Genomic DNA, 19,969 nt, shown 5'->3' with positions numbered 1-19,969 from the left:
TTTATGTTTTGTCATAGTAGACCTCATTTCTAACTCAAACGTCTCATACTTAATTCCACCATAAAAATCCGTTTTAGACTAATTTCCACTTTGGTCAGGCAAGTGGAAGTTACTTTGAGAAGTTAGCAAAAGAACTAAGCGACTATATAAACTAGGTAAATGTAGAACTTACCGTAAAAAAGTGATATAATAGTAGCATTAAATGTATAGGTGTTAATCATGAGTAGACGTTTTAAAAAATCACGTTCACAGAAAGTGAAGCGAAGTGTTAATATAGTTTTGTTGACTATTTATTTATTGTTAGTTGGTTTTTTATTGTTCTTAATCTTTAAGTACAATATACTTGCTTTCAGGTACGTTAATATAGTGGTCGCAGTTTTTGCCGTGATGGTTGCTGTGACTGCTGCATTATTAATAATCTATAAAAAAGCAGAAAAGTTCACGATTTTCTTTTTGACACTAGCTGTTTTAGTGAGTTCTGTTTCTTTATTTACTCTGCAGCAATTTATAGGCTTTACAAGTCATATTAATGCAACTTCAAATTATTCAGAGTATTCTCTCAGTGTCGTCGTTTTAAAGGATAGTGATATCAATAATGTCACACAATTATCCAGTGTTATGGGGCCAACAGGTACGGATAATGAGAATATTCAAAAGCTAATCTCTGATATTAAGACGAGTCAAAATAAGGATTTGACGGTTGATAAAAGTACTTCTTACTTGTCAACTTATAAAAGTTTGATTTCTGGAGAGACCAAAGCCATTGTCTTAAATAGTGTATTTGAAAATATTATTGAGGCAGAGTATCCAGATTATGCTTCTAAAATTAAGAAAATTTACACTAAAAAAATGACCAAGGATGTTGAGACCCCTAAGGTATCTAAAGATCGCTTCTTTAATATCTATGTCAGTGGTATTGATACTTACGGTGCCATTAGTTCAGTTTCGCGCTCAGATGTCAATATCCTGATGACGGTCAATAGGGATACGAAGAGAATCCTTCTTACAACAACTCCACGAGATTCATATGTTCCTATTGCTGATGGTGGAAACAATCAAAAGGATAAATTGACTCATGCTGGTATATATGGAGTTGATTCATCTATTCATACCCTAGAGAACCTTTATGGTGTAGATATTAATTATTATGTTCGTTTGAATTTCACCTCATTTTTGAAATTGATTGACCTATTGGGAGGGGTAGATGTTTATAACGATCAAGAATTTACAGCTCTACATGGGAAGTTTCATTTTCCAGTGGGAAATGTCCATCTAGACTCTGAACAAGCTTTAGGTTTTGTACGTGAACGCTACTCACTAGCCGATGGAGACCGTGACCGTGGTCGCAACCAACAAAAGGTCATTGTAGCAATTATTCAGAAGTTAACTTCCACAGAGGCTTTGAAAAACTATAGTAGTATTCTTCAAGGATTGCAGGATTCCCTTCAGACAAATATGCCGATTGAGACTATGATGGATCTAGTAAATACTCAATTGGAAAGTGGAGGGAATTATAAAGTAAATTCTCAAGATTTAAAAGGGACAGGTCGGATGGATCTTCCTTCTTATGCAATGCCAGACAGTAGTCTCTATATGATGGAAATAGATGAGAGTAGTTTAGCTACAGTCAAAGCAGCTATACAGGATGTGATGGAAGGTAGATGAAATGATAGATATCCATTCGCATATCGTTTTTGATGTAGATGATGGGCCAAAGTCGATAGAGGATAGCAAGGCGCTTTTAAGAGAAGCTTATAATCAAGGAGTTCGAATGATTGTATCTACTTCGCATCGTCGAAAAGGGATGTTTGAGACTCCAGAAGAAAAAATTGCAACAAATTTTATTAAGGTTCGTGAAATTGCAAAAGAAGTAGCAGATGATTTAGTCATTGCTTATGGCGCAGAGATATACTATACTCTGGATGTTCTAGAAAAGCTAGAAAGAAAAGAGATTCCTACCCTTAATGATAGCCGTTATGCTTTGATTGAGTTTAGCATGCACACTCCCTATCGTGAGATTCATACGGGATTGAACAATATTTTGATGTTGGGAATCACGCCAGTAATTGCTCATATTGAACGTTATGATGCTTTAGAGAATAATGAAAAACGCGTTCGCGAACTGATTGATATGGGTTGCTATACTCAGATAAATAGTTATCATGTTTTAAAACCTAAACTCTTTGGTGAAAGATATAAATTCATGAAAAAGAGAGCTCGGTATTTTTTGGAACGTGATTTAGTTCATGTAGTTGCAAGTGACATGCACAATTTAGACAGTAGACCTCCATATATGGAACAGGCATACGATATCATTGCTAAGAAATATGGAGCGAAAAAAGCGAAGGAACTTTTTGTAGAAAACCCCAGAAAAATTATAATGGATCAATTAATTTAGGAGAAAATATGAAAGATCAAAACACTTTGGAAATCGATGTATTTCAACTATTCAGAGCTTTATGGAAAAGAAAGTTGGTCATTTTATTAGTGGCAATTATAACTTCTTCAGTTGCTTTTGCCTACAGTACTTTTATTATCAAACCTGAGTTTACTAGTACGACTCGGATTTATGTAGTTAACCGTAATCAGGGAGAGAAGTCTGGTTTAACCAATCAAGACTTGCAGGCAGGATCATACTTGGTTAAAGACTATCGTGAAATTATCCTATCGCAGGATGTTTTGGAGAAAGTTGTTTCTGATTTGAAACTAGATTTGACGCCAAAAGGTCTGGCTAATAAAATTAAAGTGACAGTACCAGTTGATACCCGTATTGTCTCTATTTCAGTTAATGATCGAGTTCCTGAAGAGGCAAGCCGTATCGCTAACTCTTTGAGAGAAGTAGCTGCTCAAAAAATTATCAGTATTACTCGTGTTTCTGATGTGACAACACTGGAGGAGGCAAGACCGGCGATATCACCGTCTTCACCAAATATTAAACGCAATACACTAATTGGTTTTTTGGCTGGGGTGATTGGAACCAGTATTATAGTTCTTCTTCGTGAACTTTTGGACACTCGTGTGAAACGTCCGGAAGATATCGAAGATGCACTGCAGATGACACTTTTGGGAGTTGTACCAAACTTGGATAAGTTGAAATAGGAGAGAGAGATGCCGACATTAGAAATAGCACAAAAAAAACTGGAGTTCATTAAGAAGACAGAAGAATATTACAATGCCTTGTGTACAAATATACAGTTGAGCGGAGATAAACTAAAAGTAATTTCCGTTACTTCTGTTAACCCTGGGGAAGGAAAATCAACTACTTCCATAAATATATCATGGTCTTTTGCGCGTGCAGGCTATAAAACTCTTTTGATCGATGGTGATATTCGAAATTCAGTTATGTCAGGAGTTTTTAAATCTCGTGAAAAAATTACAGGGCTGACAGAATTTTTATCTGGAACAACCGATTTATCTCACGGGTTATGTGATACAAATATTGAAAATTTATTTGTAGTTCAATCGGGATCTGTATCACCAAACCCTACAGCCTTGTTACAAAGTAAAAATTTTAATGATATGATTGAAACCTTGCGTAAATATTTTGATTATATTATTGTTGATACAGCACCTATTGGAATTGTTATTGATGCGGCAATTATCACTCAAAAATGTGATGCGTCCATCTTGGTAACAGCAACAGGTGAGGCGAATAAACGTGATGTCCAAAAAGCAAAACAACAATTAGATCAAACAGGGAAACCATTTTTAGGTGTCGTTCTCAATAAATTTGATATTCAACGCGAAAAATATGGTTCTTACGGTGGTTATGGTTCTTACGGGAAAAAATAACCTAGGGAAGATTTTATGGATGAAAAAGGATTGAAAATTTTTCTGGCAGTATTACAGAGTATTATTGTCATTTTATTGGTTTATTTTCTTAGCTTTGTTAGAGAGACAGAAATTGAACGTTCTTCGATGGTTATACTATACCTTCTCCACTTTTTTGTATTCTATTTTAGTTCCTATGGTAACAATTTTTTTAAAAGAGGGTACCTAGTTGAGTTTAATAGTACTATAAGATATATTTTTTTCTTTGCAATAGCTATAAGTGTATTAAACTTTTTTATAGAGGAACGGTTTAGTATCTCTAGAAGAGGAATGGTATACTTCTTAACTTTAGAAGGAATATCCTTATACTTGTTAAATTTCTTAGTAAAGAAATATTGGAAGCATGTATTTTTCAATCTAAAAAATAGCAAGAAAATTTTACTGTTAACAGTAACAAAAAATATAGAAAAAGTTCTTGATAAATTGCTAGAAGCTGATGAACTTTCATGGAAATTGGTAGCAGTAAGTGTTTTGGATAAATCTGATTTTCAACATGATAAAATACCTGTAATTGAAAAGGAAAAAATTATTGAATTCGCAACGCATGAAGTTGTGGATGAGGTGTTTGTTAATCTTCCAGGAGAGAGCTACGATATTGGAGAAATTATCTCTAAGTTTGAGACAATGGGGATAGATGTAACTGTCAATCTTAATGCATTTGATAAGAATTTGGGTCGAAATAAACAAATTCATGAGATGGCAGGATTGAATGTAGTCACTTTCTCTACAAATTTTTATAAAACCAGTCATGTGATTTCAAAGAGAATTCTCGATATTTGTGGTGCCACTATTGGCCTTATTATTTTTGGTATAGCTAGTCTAGTTTTAGTTCCATTGATTCGTAAAGATGGCGGACCAGCTATTTTTGCTCAAACTCGTATAGGGAAAAATGGTCGACATTTTACCTTTTATAAATTCCGTTCGATGCGGATCGATGCTGAAGCTATCAAAGAACAGTTGATGGATCAAAACACGATGCAAGGTGGTATGTTTAAGATGGACAATGATCCTCGTGTTACAAAAATTGGTAGCTTTATTCGTAAAACCAGTTTGGATGAATTGCCACAATTTTGGAATGTCTTTATAGGAGATATGAGTTTGGTGGGGACGCGTCCACCGACAGTAGATGAGTATGATCAGTATACTCCAGAACAGAAACGTCGACTCAGCTTTAAACCTGGTATTACAGGTTTATGGCAGGTTAGTGGCCGTAGTAAAATAACCGATTTTGACGATGTTGTAAAATTAGATGTGGCTTATATTGATAATTGGACAATCTGGAAAGATATTGAAATTTTGTTAAAAACTGTTAAAGTTGTATTTATGAGAGATGGAGCGAAGTAATTTCTGTATATCCATCATATTAGGAGAGAAATGAAAAAGTCAGTTTATATCATTGGTTCAAAAGGAATTCCTGCTAAGTATGGAGGATTTGAAACTTTTGTTGAAAAATTAACAGCCTTCCAACAAGACAAGGCTATCCAATATTATGTGGCTTGTATGCGTGAAAACTCTGCAAAATCAGGGATTACTGAGGATGTTTTTGAACATAATGGTGCTATCTGTTATAACGTCGATGTCCCCAATATTGGTCCGGCGCGAGCCATAGCATATGATATAGCAGCAATTAACAAAGCGATTGAAATTGCTAAAGAAAATAAGGATGAAGCTCCTATCTTTTATATATTAGCTTGTCGTATTGGTCCTCTCATCAGTGGGATTAAGAAAAAAATTCAGGCGATAGGTGGGACTCTTCTAGTTAATCCAGATGGTCACGAGTGGTTACGAGCTAAGTGGAGCGCTCCAGTTCGTCGTTATTGGAAAATTTCCGAAGGTCTTATGGTCAAACATGCAGATCTTTTAGTGTGTGATAGTAAGAATATTGAAAAATATATCCAAGAAGATTATAAACAGTATCAACCTAAGACAACCTATATCGCTTATGGGACTGATACAACACGCTCCATATTAAAGAGTAGTGACGAAAAAGTACGTTCTTGGTTCAAAGAGAAGAATGTTTCTGAGAACGAGTATTATCTAGTTGTAGGACGATTTGTTCCAGAGAATAACTATGAATCTATGATTCGTGGCTTTTTGGCTTCTAACTCTAATAAGGACTTTGTTTTAATTACAAATGTAGAACAGAATAAATTTTATAATCAGTTGTTGGCAAAAACTGGTTTTGATAAAGATTCACGAGTGAAATTTGTAGGGACAGTCTACGACCAAGAACTTCTGAAGTATATTCGTGAGAATGCCTTTGCTTACTTCCATGGGCATGAAGTGGGGGGGACAAATCCTTCGCTACTGGAAGCATTAGCATCAACAAAGTTAAATTTACTACTCGATGTTGGTTTTAATCGCGAAGTTGGGGAGCAAAGTGCGATCTATTGGGAAAAAGACGAACTATCACAAGTGATTGAGGAAGTTGAACAATTTAATGAAAAAATGATTGATGAGTTAGATAGACAATCAAATCAGAGAATTGCGGATGCTTTCACTTGGGAAAAGATTGTTACAGACTACGAGAATTTATTTAAAAAATGAAAATATTACATTATACTTTAGGATTTCAACCTCAGCGAACAGGTGGCTTGATTAAATATGCTGAGGATTTAATACTAGAGCAAATTGCTCAAGGTCATCAAGTGATTGCCCTATATCCTGGTAATATTCGGTTACTTTCGAAAAAAGTAGGAATAAAGAAGGTATCATCAAGACAGTTTGAGTGTTATGAACTGCTTAATAGCTTACCTCTGGCTCTATTTTGGGGGATATCCAGTCCAATTGCTTTCATGACCCCTTGTGATAAAAATGTTTATAGTACTTTTTTAGAAGAAGTACAACCCGATATTATCCATATTCATTCGTTTATGGGATTACATAAAGAATTCATCGAGATTGCTAAAAACATGAATATTAGAGTTGTTTTTACGAGCCATGATTATTATGGATTAGCGCCCGTACCTCATTTCTATTTTAATGGGGTGGATTATAGTGATAAAAATACAAACTTAACATGGAATATTATGTCTTCCAATGCTTTAAGTGTGAAAAAACTAAGACTTTTTCAGATTTCATTTTATCCTACTATTCGTAAACTTTTGAAACTATTAGGGAAAAATCCAAAATCTAAAAAGAATTTAGTTATTCGAGATGTTATTGAGGAGCAAGATTTTAGTGAGCTTCGACACTATTATAATGAGATGTTCCATTTGATAGATGGTTATTTGTTTAATAGTAGTCTAGCAAAGAATGTATATGAGCAAAATGAAATTAAACCAACCAAAAGTACAGTATTATCTATAACAAATAGTTCAATTAAACAGCATCAAAGATTGACAACTACAAATGATAAAATTCGAGTCGCTTATATTGGTCCGGATGAAGAATATAAAGGATATTTTGATTTTATTGAGTTTGCTAAAACTTTAGACCTAGAGTTATACGAAGTTGCAACTTATGGTCACTTTCCAAATGAAGAATGTCCTTCATTCATTGAACAAAAAGGATATTTTACCAAGGAAACGATTGATAGTGTCTATGAAAATATTGATATTCTTATTGTTCCAAGTAAGTGGAAGGAGACATTTGGATTGATAACAGTAGAAGCATTATCCTATGGGGTAAATGTTTTTGTGAGTGAAAATGTTGGATCAAAAGACTTACTTCCAGAAACACATGTTTTTAAAAATCAGAATGACTTAGTAGTTAAAGTTATAGAAAATGATATAGAAAATACAAAATTAAAAACTATAGATGAACACTCGAAAGAAGTGATTCAGTATTATGAAAGAGTGATAAATGATAGTTGAGAGCTTAATAAAAAAGATTACAGGAAAAGCAGTAGACATTCACCCTGATGTACCCATGGCGTATATACTACAAAGAGGTATGAACTATGGTTTTGGACTCTTTCGTGGATTTGTACGTGGAATCGGATTTGGTCAAAAGGGGAAGCGTTTATTCATTGGACAAGGAGTTTCTATCTTAGCAAAGCGTAAATTATTTGTTGGGAAAAATGTTCGAATTGGTAAAAAGGTGTCCATAGATGCACTGTCGAAAGAAGGAATCCATTTTGCAGATAATGTGAAGATTGGAGATTATTCTCAAATTATTGGAACAGGATCTATAAAAAATATGGGGATTGGCTTGAAAGTTGGTAAGAACTCATCTTTTTCAGAATATAGTTTATTTGGTTCTGCTGGAGGTATCACAATTGGTGATAATGTTATCGCAGGTCAGAATGTTCGTTTTCATGCTGAAAATCATAATTATAGTGATTTAGATAAACTCATTCTTGAACAAGGTGTATCTCGAAAGGGAATTTCAGTAGGACATAATTGTTGGATTGGTGCTGGAGCTGTTTTTTTGGATGGGTCCAGCATTGGTTCAGGTTGTGTTGTTGGAGCGAATGCTGTTGTCACTAAGCAGTTTCCAGATAATGTTATCATAGGTGGAGTACCAGCTAGAATACTGGCCTATAGATAGTGTTTAACTATTTCTGAAAGGAAGAGAATTTATGCCTACATTTAGTGTAGTTGTTCCAGTTTATAATGTAGAGAATTATTTATCTCAATGTTTAAATACTCTTGTAAATCAGTCTTTTAAAGATTTTGAACTTATCTTGGTAAACGATGGTTCTACTGACACATCTGGAAGTCTTTGTGAAGAATGGGGAAAAAAAGATCATCGGATAAAAGTAATACATAAAACCAATGAAGGTCTTGGTTTTGCACGTAACACAGGTATTGAAAATTGTACAGGAGATTATATTGTCTTTGTTGATTCGGATGATTATGTCTCATATGAGATGCTTGAAATTTATGATACATACTTACAACGTTTTAATGCAGACGTGATTTATAGTGAAAATTTTTATCGAGTGGATAATGAAGGAAATATTATAGGACCACTTGATCAGAGCCTAGATTCCATTTTTTATAAAAATAATTCAATTTTCACAGAACTTTTACCAGATGTAATATCTTCACCACCAGAATTTATTGGAGATGGAAAGATAGGTGTTTCAGTGTGGAAAGGGGTATATAAACGTTCTTTGTTTAAGGATAAAGGGCTATTATTTCATTCGGAAAGAGAATTCATTTCAGAAGATGCTATTTTTCAAATTGATTGTTTAAAATTAGCAACATCCGCCCTTGTTATCCCAGATATTTTATACTACTATCGTGAAAACTTTGGTTCTTTAAGTATGAAATATAAAGAAGATCGATTTGAGTTGGATAAAATCTTGTATAACGAGCAATTAAAAAGAGTTAAGGGATTACCTAATCAAGAAATTTTGGAAGAAAGAATCGAGAGAATTTTAATTGCTAATATTCGTTTATGTATTTTTCAGGAATCCTTATATAAAAGTTCTAGAATTCATAAACGCTTGCAAAGAATTAGACAGATTTGTAAGGATCCTATCTCAAAAGCAGTTTTGTATCACTATCCAATCCATCGTTTACCTTTTCCTAAACGTTTGATCTGTGTATTAGCTAAGTATAATATGTCGATGTTGCTTTTAGCTTTAACCTTATTAAAATATCGGAATCGGAGTGTATAGATTTTATGGCGATGAATATAGAAAAATTAAAACTATCTTTAAAAAATGGAACGTTTTTTCCTGTTGTTATTCACGCCTTACGTAACCGTTGGCCCTTGTGGTGGATTCGGAGTAAGGCTATTCGAGAAGTGCAACTTGAAGATAGGGCCTACAGAATACTAAAAAAGAAATACGGTTCTTTAATTTCAAACTCTTTTGATAAATCATACTTATCAGAAAAAGTTCCCAAGCAAATCTGGATTTGCTGGTTTCAAGGTATGGAGAATGCTCCAGATTTGGTGAAATCATGTTATAAGTCTGTTAAAAGAGAATTTCCAGATTATAAAATTACAGTATTAACGGCTCAGACTATTCAACAGTATGTAACAATTCCTGAAGAAATTTTGTATAAGTGGAATAAAGGTATCATAAATAACGCAAATTTTTCAGATGTTTTGCGTGTTGAGATTTTATCTAAATATGGAGGTATTTGGTTAGATGCCACAGTTTATTGCACTGGTAGTACAATTAAGGAATTAATTGAAAAAAATCCATTTTTTATGTATAAGAGTCTATCTTCAATCGAAGAAAATATTTCATCATCAAGCTGGATGATTGCTTCAACAGCAAATCACCCTTTAATACTATCTGTGAAGAAGTTGCTAGTAGAATATTGGTGTAGAGAGAATATTGCAATACATTATTTTGTTTTTCATTTGCTGTTCACGATTGTAGCTGAACATTATTCGGATGTTTGGCAGTCTGTACCCACCTACACGAACGCAGCACCACATATAATGGTTGATGAATTAAATAATGATTTTTCAAAGGAACGTTACCAGCAATTATGTCAAATTTCTGATTTTCATAAATTAAATTATAAAAAAAATTACAATGATAAATCTGAGAGTTTGTACAGTTACTTACTGAATCAGTAGAGGGGAGAATCTTGCCTAGTTTAAAGAAAAACATTGTTTACAATGTCCTATATCAGATCTTAGCTGTAATAGTACCGTTTATTACCTCACCTTACTTAGCTCGTGTGTTAGGTGCAGAGCAAATTGGAGTTTATTCTTTTACCTATTCCGTTGCTTTTTACTTTATGATTCTGTCCATGTTGGGGATTTCTAATTATGGGAATCGGACAATAGCACAGGTACGAACAAGTAGAGAACATTTGAATCAGGAATTTTCGAATATTTACGCGGTTCAGTTAACGTGTTCACTAGTTATGACCGTCTCATATTTGATTTATGCAATAGTATTTGTGAATAGTTTTCAGATTGTAGCCTATATCCAAGTACTACATGTTTTATCGTATGCAACAGATGTTAGTTGGTTTTTTTATGGTCTTGAAGAGTTTCGTATTACAGTTGCTAGGAATTCATTTGTTAAATTATTAACTTTGATATCTATCTTTACATTTGTAAAAAGCCCTAATGATATCTATTTATATACCTTTATAATGGCGGGGAGTACCCTGCTTGGTCAATTGATTACATGGCCATTTTTATTAAAACAAGTAACTTTTGTGCGTCCTAGCCTTGGAAAAATAAAGAAACATATAAAACCTATTGTTATTTTATTTTTCCCAGTCTTAGCGGTTAGTATTTTTTCGTTTTTAGATAAAATAATGCTTGGGATGTATAGTAGTTTGAAGGAAACTGCTTTTTATGAGAATTCAGATAAGATTATTAGTATTCCAAAAGCTTTGATTCAAGCCTTTGGAGCTGTAATGTTGCCTCGAACAGTACATTTACTGAGTATAGGTGATGAACAAAAAAGTTTAGAATATGTTGCTAAAACGATGTGGGTCGTTTTAGTGATTACAATGGGCTGTGCTTTCGGTTTAGCAGGAGTCTCTGCAACCTTTGCTCCTGTTTATTGGGGTGAAGAATTTAGGGCAAGTAGCCAAATTATTGCAGGAATGACACCGGCTTTAGTATTTTCGGCTTTTGGAAATGTCATTCGAACCCAGTTTTTAATTCCACGAAGTTTTGACAAGGAATATACGATATCCTTGCTTTATGGAGCCATTGTTAATATTTTGATTAATATTATTTTGATTCCGAAGATAGGAGCAATGGGAGCTGTTATAGGAACAATCGTTGCTGAGTTAGTTCTATGTTGCTATCAAACGTGGATTGCTAGAAATTATTTACATATCAGAGAATATCTGATAAATGCTGGGATATTATTTCTTATTGGTTCAGTAATGTATATGGTTTTAATTCTTATTTCAAGTATTTTACCTACATCGCTGCTTACACTTATTATTGAAATTATAGTCGGAGCTTTCATTTATATTAGTTTACTGATTCTGTATATCTTTTCTTCAAAAAATAGCTTAATTATTGGTTTACGAACAAATTTTTTAGAACGTACTCATTTATTTAAAAGGAAGTAATAGTGAAGTTTAAATTTAATCCAATCGCGGTATTGTATATATTGTTAGTGTATTTAGAATTAGCTACAGATAGACAACATCTGTATCCTGTAACATACATGACAAAATATTATATTGGTATTTTGATTATTGTATTATTCATTTTATTATTAGTAAGCCTCGGAAAGGTTATTTTTGTTAATAAAAAATTATTACATCTTGCTAAGATATTAGCTATGCCAACAATTGTTCTCTTCTTCTACTCAGTTTTATTAGATGTAATGAATCCAGTTCAATTTAGTGGGTATTTTAGTAGATTGTCAAGTATGACTATTTTTGGCTTATTAGCTATTTTTCAAGCTATGGTTGTTTTTCAATTTTTTGGACAAAAAGTAGTAGATTACACTTTTACAGCAATATCACTTAGTTACTTAACTAGTATCATTGTTGCCTATAGTCAAGGAGGACTTAGTCAATTTATTTTGATGTTAACAGATGATAGTTTCAATGGTTCGGTGCTAGAAATGCATGAAGTAGCACCAATTACAGCTCTCTTTATTCTGTACTATCTGTATCAATATTTTATAAAAGAAAATAGTTTTTCTGCAGTATTTCGTAAGATCTTAATAGCTCTTATTATTCTCTTTTTAAGTCTTAAACGAATCGTATTTTTGAGTATGTTAATTATCATACCAGTATTTTTAGTAATTTATTGGTATTATAAAAAAGTGAGCAAACTAGGGAAAGAACGAAAAATTTTAAGTTTATTAAATGCCTTTTCCTTAGTATTTATAACAGGAATATTCCTTTATATTTATAGTATTAAATCTGGCTTTATATATACATTTATTCAAGAACATAATATTAATTCGATGGCTAGAACAGATTTATGGAAGGGAATTGAATCAACCTATAGCTTTGCGCCTATATTTATGGGGAAAGGGGTAGGCTTTGTATCAAAATGGATGGATAATAATTGGATGACTTTAAATATCAATGGTCTTACAGGATCAATGGGGATTCATAATGACATTTTGAAATCTTACATTGAGATAGGATTTGTAGGATTATTTATTTATTTTTATACTCTCCTTTATAGAAATGCCAAACGTATATTTGTAAAAATTGGTCATAAAGAATCATTCATATATTTTGTCTTGACAATGTTTCAGCTGCTGATATGGTTTACGGATAATATTTCGATTTACCATAATTTTTTATGGATCCTAAATCTACTGCTCTTTTCTTTAACTAGTACGGAAACAGAATTAGAAACTCAGAAACTATAAAATATTTATTTCTTGAATTTACGCTCTTACGCCGTAAATTTGAATTCACTAATGAATAATAGTAATTTATAAAAATAATATGAAATTTTATATAAAAAATTTATTAAAAAAAGTCTTTACATTACCGTTGAATTTATTATCTATTCAGTCTAATAAAATAGTGTTTGATAATTTTGGTGGTAGAGGTTTGGGAGATAATCCCAAGTATATACTTGAAGAACTTGTCTCTCGAGAAAAGAATCTAGATCTTGTATGGATATCAAAAGATAGAGAAATTTCTGTCCCAAAAGGTGTTCGTGTAGTAAAATATGGAAGTTTCCGTTCTTTCTATGAATGGTTAACAGCTAGAGTTTGGGTAGATAATATTCGCTGTTCTGATCGACCTTGGAAGCGTAAAGGACAGATTTATCTTCAAACTTGGCATGGCTCAGATGGGGTAAAGTTAATTGAAAAAAGTGTTGCAGGGAGCCTAAAAAAAACTTATCTTAGAATGGCGAAGTATGATGGAAAGATTACAGACGGTATCGTATCAAGTCGGCACTTTCAAACTTTGGGGATGCAAAATAATTTTTGGCTGACAGAGGATGTGGAGTTTCTTGAATTTGGATTACCTCGAAATGATGATTTTTTTAAAAGTGAAAAAATCAAAACTACAAACATAAAATTTAGAAGTTTATTTGATATTGATTTAGATGAACTGGTGGTTTTGTATATGCCGACGTTCAGAGATGATGGATCGTTGGATGCCTATAATTTAGATTACTCGAAACTAATACATGCTTTTCAAAACAAATTTAGAAAAAATGTAAAAATATTAGTTCGTCTTCATCCAATTGTTGATTCTAGTTTTATAAATTTACAGGATACAAACTGTATAAATGTGTCAACCTATTCAAATCCTCAGGATTTGATGATGAGTGCAGATGTAATGATTACGGATTATTCGTCATCTTCGATTGATTTTATGTTATTAAATCGTCCAGTATTTCTGTATTTGCCAGATTATCAAAGGTATGTGAACGATAGACCATTGGATAATAATTTTTATAAATTGCCATTTCCAAGAGCGTATCATAACAATGAGTTGATAGAAATTATTAGAGATTTTGAAAGAAGTAAATATGATGAAAAAGTTCGTCTGTATGAATTAGAGGACGTTCGTTTTGATAGAGGAAAAGCATCATTACAGTGTGCTAATTGGATTGAAGAAAAAATAAAAAAACAATAGGGTTATCAACTGAAAAAATTAGAATTTTATAAATGATGAAAAAGGAGTTCTTTGAATGAAAAGAGTTATAACATATGGTACATTTGATTTATTGCATTATGGTCATATCAATCTGTTGAAACGTGCTAAACAACTAGGTGATTACTTGATTGTGGTTGTTTCAAGTGATGAGTTTAATTTAAAAGAAAAGAATAAAGTATGTTACTTTAACTATGAACACAGAAAAAATTTAGTAGAAGCTATTCGATATGTAGATCTAGTAATCCCTGAAACTAGTTGGGAACAGAAAAAGTTAGATGTTAAAGAGTACCATATTGATACTTTTGTAATGGGTGATGATTGGAAAGGTAAATTTGATTATCTTGAAGAAGAAGGTGTTGAAGTAGTTTATTTGCCTAGAACAAAAGAAATATCAACGACAAAGATAAAAGAAGATCTGTCAGAATGAAATGTTATTAAACAATGCTGACATAAGAAATTGTGGTCTTTGTGTCTAATTACTTGAGAGTAGAGAGATACCCATTCTATCGGATTATGGCTTGTTTTTGCGCCTTACGTTTGATAGAATAAAGTAACGACACTTTAACCATCGAAGTGAGGTAAGAATAATGGTAGTAATTTTTAAAGATATACTTATTGAAGAGAAGACTGAAGAAGAAAAACAACATATTTTATCTATTTTAAATGGTGAGTATGACTTATCTGATGATGTAAGTCGTAGATTACGACGACTGAATGAGGAAAGTAAACGCTTGGAAGTGTTTGTTAAGGAGACGCACTCACTTGTCTAGTTCGTATTCTGTTAATTAATTGAAATCAATAAGTATCTCATTGTCATTTTTTTACGATGAGGAAGTTAGAGATTTTTAATGGATCTCTGATTACTATGTAATTTAGCATTGAAAAATTAAGAAATGGTGAAATTATGCCTCTTACACAGTTATTTGAAACATCCTTAGGAATTGATTTTTAATTGTATGCAAACAAAGTAGAATTCGCTTATTTCATGCTAAATGTAATATGAAGTAAGTGAATTTTTATAGATAAAGAAGAGTTTTTTCTGTATTTTTAGATAATAATATGAAAAAATATGATGATTGTTCTCCTTTTAGAGCAGTACACAATTAATAGGAATTGACTCTAAAACAACAAAGAAAGGTACCCCACTATGAAAGGTATTATTCTCGCGGGTGGTTCAGGAACTCGCTTGTATCCTTTGACTCGAGCTGCATCAAAACAACTGATGCCGGTTTATGATAAACCGATGATTTACTACCCACTTTCAACATTGATGTTGGCTGGGATTAGAGATATTTTGATTATCTCAACTCCACAGGATTTGCATCGATTCAAAGAACTTCTTCAAGATGGCTCTGAGTTTGGGATTCAATTGTCTTATGCAGAGCAACCAAGTCCAGATGGTTTGGCACAAGCCTTTATTATTGGTGAAGAATTTATTGGTGATGATAGCGTTGCTCTGATCTTAGGTGACAATATCTATCACGGTCCTGGTCTTTCTAAGATGTTACAAAAGGCAGCAAACAAGGATTCAGGAGCGACTGTCTTTGGCTATCACGTGAAGGATCCAGAACGCTTTGGTGTTGTTGAGTTTGACAAAGACATGAACGCTATTTCTATCGAAGAAAAGCCAGAACACCCTCGTTCAAATTATGCAGTTACAGGCCTCTATTTCTACGATAATGATGTGGTAGAAATTGCCAAAAATATAAAACCAAGCCTGCGTGGTGAATTGGAAATTACAGATGTTAACAAGGCTTACCTAGATCGTGGAGACTTATCCGTTGAGGTTATGGGACGTGGCTTTGCTTGGTTGGATACTGGCACTCATGAAAGTTTACTAGAGGCTTCACAGTACATCGAGACAGTGCAACGAATGCAAAATGTTCAGGTAGCAAACTTAGAAGAAATTGCTTACCGTATGGGCTATATCAGTCGCGAAGATGTATTGGCCTTAGCCCAACCACTTAAGAAAAATGAATACGGGCAGTATCTGCTTCGTTTGATTGGAGAAGCATAGATGACAGATAATTTTTTCGGAAAGACGCTTGCAGCACGCAAGGTTGATGCAATTCCAGGTATGCTGGAGTTTGATATCCCTATTCATGGCGATAATCGTGGCTGGTTTAAAGAAAATTTCCAAAAGGAAAAAATGCTCCCACTTGGATTTCCAGAGTCTTTCTTTGCAGAAGGAAAATTGCAAAACAATGTATCCTTCTCACGTAAAAATGTTCTCCGTGGCCTCCACGCAGAACCTTGGGATAAGTACATCTCTGTAGCAGATGGTGGGAAAGTTCTGGGTTCTTGGGTTGATCTACGCGAGGGTGAAACTTTCGGAAATACCTATCAAACAGTAATTGATGCAAGTAAGGGAATCTTTGTTCCTAGAGGTGTGGCCAATGGTTTCCAAGTCCTATCAGATACAGTTTCTTATAGTTATTTGGTCAATGACTACTGGGCTCTTGAACTCAAACCCAAGTATGCCTTTGTGAACTACGCTGATCCAAGCCTTGGCATTGAATGGGAAAATCTTGCAGAAGCAGAGGTTTCAGAAGCAGATAAAAATCATCCACTACTTAAGGATGTAAAACCTTTGAAAAAAGAAGATTTGTAAAAAGGAAAGAATATGACTGAATACAGAAAAATTATCGTGACAGGTGGAGCAGGTTTTATCGGTTCTAACTTTGTTCATTATGTTTACAAGAATTTTCCAGAAGTTCACGTGACAGTCTTGGACAAGTTGACTTATGCTGGAAATCGTGCTAATATTGAGGAAATTTTAGGTGATCGTGTTGAGTTAGTTGTTGGTGACATTGCTAATGCGGAGTTGGTGGATAAGTTGGCAGTTAAAGCAGATGCTATCGTTCATTATGCGGCGGAAAGTCATAATGACAATTCATTGAATGATCCATCACCATTTATCCATACCAACTTCATCGGAACCTATACTCTTTTGGAAGCTGCTCGTAAGTATGATATTCGCTTCCACCATGTATCGACAGATGAAGTTTATGGGGATCTCCCTCTACGTGAGGATTTGCCAGGTCATGGTGAAGGACCAGGTGAGAAATTTACTGCTGAAACAAAATACAACCCAAGCTCTCCGTACTCATCAACTAAGGCTGCTTCAGATTTGATTGTCAAAGCCTGGGTACGATCGTTTGGTGTCAAGGCAACGATTTCTAACTGTTCAAATAACTACGGTCCTTATCAACACATTGAAAAATTCATCCCACGTCAGATTACTAACATCCTAAGTGGAATCAAGCCAAAACTTTACGGTGAAGGTAAGAATGTTCGTGACTGGATTCATACCAATGACCATTCTTCAGGTGTTTGGACAATCTTGACAAAAGGGCAAATTGGTGAAACCTACTTGATTGGGGCTGATGGCGAGAAAAACAACAAGGAAGTTTTGGAACTTATCCTTAAGGAAATGGGACAAACTGAGGATGCCTATGATCATGTTACTGACCGTGCAGGACATGACCTTCGCTATGCGATTGATGCAAGCAAGCTCCGTGATGAGTTGGGATGGAAACCTGAATTTACCAACTTTGAAGCTGGGCTCAAGGAAACAATCAAGTGGTATACAGATAACCAAGAATGGTGGAAAGCAGAGAAAGAAGCTGTTGAAGCCAATTATGCTAAGACTCAGGAGATTATTACAGTATAAAAAGCAGGAAATCGCTGCTTTTTATTGCTATATTGGGAAGAGTTGCAAATAAGAAAGGGATAGAGATGATTTTAATTACAGGGGCAAATGGCCAATTAGGAACGGAACTTCGTTATTTGTTAGATGAGCGTAATGAAGAATACGTTGCTGTTGATGTGGCTGAGATGGATATTACCAATGCAGAGATGGTTGAGAAAGTTTTTGAAGAGGTGAAACCGACTTTAGTCTACCACTGTGCAGCCTACACCGCTGTTGATGCAGCAGAGGATGAAGGAAAAGAGTTGGATTTTGCCATCAATGTTACTGGTACAGAAAATGTTGCGAAAGCATCTGAAAAGCATGGTGCAACTCTAGTTTATATTTCTACCGACTATGTTTTTGACGGTAAGAAACCAGTTGGACAAGAGTGGGAAGTTGATGACCGACCAGATCCACAGACAGAATATGGTCGTACTAAGCGTATGGGAGAAGAGTTAGTTGAGAAGTATGTGTCTAATTTCTATATTATCCGTACTGCCTGGGTATTTGGAAATTATGGCAAAAACTTCGTTTTTACCATGCAAAATCTTGCGAAAACTCATAAGACTTTAACAGTTGTAAATGATCAGCATGGTCGTCCGACTTGGACTCGTACCTTGGCTGAATTTATGACCTACCTAGCTGAAAACCGCAAGGAATTTGGTTATTATCATTTGTCAAATGATGCGACAGAAGACACAACTTGGTATGACTTTGCGGTTGAAATTTTGAAAGATACGGATGTAAAAATCAAGCCAGTAGATTCCAGTCAATTTCCTGCCAAAGCTAAACGTCCCCTAAACTCAACGATGAGCCTGACTAAAGCTAAAGCTACTGGATTTGTCATTCCAACCTGGCAAGATGCTTTGAAAGAATTTTACAAACAAGAAGTAAGATAAGCAATAGAATGATTTTTCTAGTCTAATAAAAGAGAATGACAAAAAATTATTATTAGAAACAGATAAAAGAAATATAGAACTAACTCTAACAATAATCGGGTATGCATAGTGTAGATAACGAAATAGTTAGAGAGTTAAATGAATGGTTAGAAGACTTTACAAGAGAGAACAAAATAAGGTTAATCGATATAAACAAAGAATTTTCTGAAGATTATCATTTGAAATATGAATATACAAGTGAGGGATTGCATTATAATGATGAAGGTTTATTAGTACTTAGAAATTATATGAATGAGAAAAATATTAATTTACTGTAGAGGTAAGAATAACATGAAATTAGTTTTGACTGTTTGTTAATATTAAATAATATTATTTGTTTTATAAGATTTATATGGAGTTAAGAATAGTATGATAAAATATTTTTTAAAAGCATTAGAATTTAATATGATTAAGAAGAAAAGATTAGATTTAAAAAATTCTGACTTTACGATCATAAGCTCTAACTGTCTTGGAGGTGTAATAAGTCATAAATTAGGCCTTAAGTTTATGTCTCCAACAGTAAACTTGTTTATAGAACCCAGCTCATTTGTTAAGTTTTGTAAGAATTTACCTTTCTATTTTGAACAACCACTAGTGGAGAAACAATGGGCAGGTAGTTATCCTATCGCTTTATGTAATGATATAGAGATACATGGATCACATTATAGAAATTTTTCAGAATTGAAAGATAAATGGAATGAAAGAAAGAGAAGGGTAAACTTCGACAATCTATTTATTTTCATGATAGAGCGGGATGGATGTACATATGAAGATATATTGGAATTTGATAATTTATCCTATAAAAATAAAGTTGTGTTCGTAAGTAAGGAGATGCCAGAAATAAAATCTGCCATACATATTCCAAAAACTAATGAAACAATTAATGGTAAAATACAAGTGAAAAATCTACTAGGATATAGAAATAAACTAGTAGGAAAAAGAGATATTGATCTTTTTGATTATATAAAATTCTTTAATGAAGGAATAATACAATTAAATAGAAAATAAGGATATTTTTGAAATAAAATATTATCTAA

General features: G+C 33.6%; 21 protein-coding genes. All 21 read left to right on the top strand.

The window, feature by feature from the left end; all coding sequences use genetic code 11:
* Positions 1–219: 219 nt before the first annotated feature.
* Positions 220–1,665 carry an LCP family protein gene (locus QM865_RS07645; protein ID WP_414306367.1) on the top strand — a complete coding sequence of 482 codons (1,446 nt, stop codon included), beginning with the start codon at positions 220–222 and terminating at the stop codon, positions 1,663–1,665.
* Position 1,666: 1 nt separating this feature from the next.
* Positions 1,667–2,398, top strand: coding sequence for a capsular polysaccharide biosynthesis protein Cps4B (gene cps4B, locus QM865_RS07640; RefSeq protein ID WP_101776542.1), 732 nt, complete (start codon positions 1,667–1,669; stop codon positions 2,396–2,398).
* Between the two features lie 8 nt (positions 2,399–2,406).
* Positions 2,407–3,099 (top strand): capsular polysaccharide biosynthesis protein CpsC, encoded by a 693-nt coding sequence (gene cpsC / locus QM865_RS07635; RefSeq protein WP_101776541.1) that lies wholly within the window; start codon positions 2,407–2,409, stop codon positions 3,097–3,099.
* 9 nt (positions 3,100–3,108) lie between these two features.
* Positions 3,109–3,792, top strand: a complete 684-nt coding sequence (locus tag QM865_RS07630; protein WP_261219279.1) for a tyrosine-protein kinase — start codon at positions 3,109–3,111, stop codon at positions 3,790–3,792.
* Positions 3,793–3,807: 15 nt separating this feature from the next.
* The gene (locus tag QM865_RS07625) at positions 3,808–5,175 is read left to right on the top strand and encodes a sugar transferase (RefSeq protein ID WP_414306366.1); all 1,368 of its coding nucleotides are present in this window, start codon (positions 3,808–3,810) and stop codon (positions 5,173–5,175) included.
* Positions 5,176–5,205: 30 nt separating this feature from the next.
* Entirely contained in the window at positions 5,206–6,378 is a 1,173-nt protein-coding gene (gene cps2T, locus QM865_RS07620) for a beta 1-4 rhamnosyltransferase Cps2T (protein ID WP_101776538.1), read from the top strand.
* Positions 6,375–7,646 (top strand): glycosyltransferase family 4 protein, encoded by a 1,272-nt coding sequence (locus tag QM865_RS07615; RefSeq protein ID WP_101776537.1) that lies wholly within the window; start codon positions 6,375–6,377, stop codon positions 7,644–7,646. The genes cps2T and QM865_RS07615 overlap by 4 nt, the downstream gene beginning before the upstream one ends.
* Complete coding sequence (locus tag QM865_RS07610; RefSeq protein WP_101776536.1) at positions 7,636–8,322, top strand: acyltransferase; 687 nt, start codon at positions 7,636–7,638, stop codon at positions 8,320–8,322. Before QM865_RS07615 ends, QM865_RS07610 begins: the two co-directional genes overlap by 11 nt.
* A gap of 31 nt (positions 8,323–8,353) precedes the next feature.
* Positions 8,354–9,400 (top strand): glycosyltransferase family 2 protein, encoded by a 1,047-nt coding sequence (locus QM865_RS07605; protein WP_101776535.1) that lies wholly within the window; start codon positions 8,354–8,356, stop codon positions 9,398–9,400.
* A 5-nt stretch (positions 9,401–9,405) separates the two neighbouring features.
* Positions 9,406–10,317, top strand: a complete 912-nt coding sequence (locus QM865_RS07600) for a capsular polysaccharide synthesis protein (protein ID WP_101776534.1) — start codon at positions 9,406–9,408, stop codon at positions 10,315–10,317.
* Positions 10,318–10,328: 11 nt separating this feature from the next.
* Complete coding sequence (locus tag QM865_RS07595; RefSeq protein WP_101776533.1) at positions 10,329–11,786, top strand: lipopolysaccharide biosynthesis protein; 1,458 nt, start codon at positions 10,329–10,331, stop codon at positions 11,784–11,786.
* Positions 11,787–11,788: 2 nt separating this feature from the next.
* Complete coding sequence (locus tag QM865_RS07590; protein ID WP_101776532.1) at positions 11,789–13,054, top strand: O-antigen ligase family protein; 1,266 nt, start codon at positions 11,789–11,791, stop codon at positions 13,052–13,054.
* A 79-nt stretch (positions 13,055–13,133) separates the two neighbouring features.
* Entirely contained in the window at positions 13,134–14,282 is a 1,149-nt protein-coding gene (locus QM865_RS07585; protein ID WP_101776531.1) for a CDP-glycerol glycerophosphotransferase family protein, read from the top strand.
* Between the two features lie 55 nt (positions 14,283–14,337).
* Positions 14,338–14,730, top strand: a complete 393-nt coding sequence (gene tagD / locus QM865_RS07580) for a glycerol-3-phosphate cytidylyltransferase (protein ID WP_033680698.1) — start codon at positions 14,338–14,340, stop codon at positions 14,728–14,730.
* 160 nt (positions 14,731–14,890) lie between these two features.
* Positions 14,891–15,073: a hypothetical protein gene (locus QM865_RS07575; protein WP_101776530.1), complete on the top strand. Its 183-nt coding sequence runs from the start codon at positions 14,891–14,893 to the stop codon at positions 15,071–15,073.
* Positions 15,074–15,450: 377 nt separating this feature from the next.
* Positions 15,451–16,320, top strand: coding sequence for a glucose-1-phosphate thymidylyltransferase RfbA (gene rfbA / locus QM865_RS07570; RefSeq protein ID WP_101776529.1), 870 nt, complete (start codon positions 15,451–15,453; stop codon positions 16,318–16,320).
* Complete coding sequence (locus QM865_RS07565) at positions 16,321–16,914, top strand: dTDP-4-dehydrorhamnose 3,5-epimerase family protein (RefSeq protein ID WP_101776528.1); 594 nt, start codon at positions 16,321–16,323, stop codon at positions 16,912–16,914. It begins immediately after the preceding gene.
* Positions 16,915–16,926: 12 nt separating this feature from the next.
* Positions 16,927–17,976 (top strand): dTDP-glucose 4,6-dehydratase, encoded by a 1,050-nt coding sequence (rfbB, locus tag QM865_RS07560; RefSeq protein ID WP_101776527.1) that lies wholly within the window; start codon positions 16,927–16,929, stop codon positions 17,974–17,976.
* A gap of 65 nt (positions 17,977–18,041) precedes the next feature.
* Complete coding sequence (gene rfbD / locus QM865_RS07555; RefSeq protein ID WP_101776526.1) at positions 18,042–18,893, top strand: dTDP-4-dehydrorhamnose reductase; 852 nt, start codon at positions 18,042–18,044, stop codon at positions 18,891–18,893.
* 101 nt (positions 18,894–18,994) lie between these two features.
* Complete coding sequence (locus tag QM865_RS07550) at positions 18,995–19,210, top strand: hypothetical protein (RefSeq protein WP_033680691.1); 216 nt, start codon at positions 18,995–18,997, stop codon at positions 19,208–19,210.
* Positions 19,211–19,301: 91 nt separating this feature from the next.
* On the top strand, positions 19,302–19,940 hold the full coding sequence (locus QM865_RS07545; protein WP_033680690.1) for a DUF1919 domain-containing protein: 639 nt from the start codon (positions 19,302–19,304) through the stop codon (positions 19,938–19,940).
* Positions 19,941–19,969 lie beyond the last annotated feature (29 nt).

Source organism: Streptococcus mitis, assembly GCF_047462815.1.
GTDB classification, from domain to species: domain Bacteria; phylum Bacillota; class Bacilli; order Lactobacillales; family Streptococcaceae; genus Streptococcus; species Streptococcus mitis_DO.
Note: the sequence above shows the minus strand (reverse complement) of the source record. Positions and strands in the feature narration are given on the sequence as shown.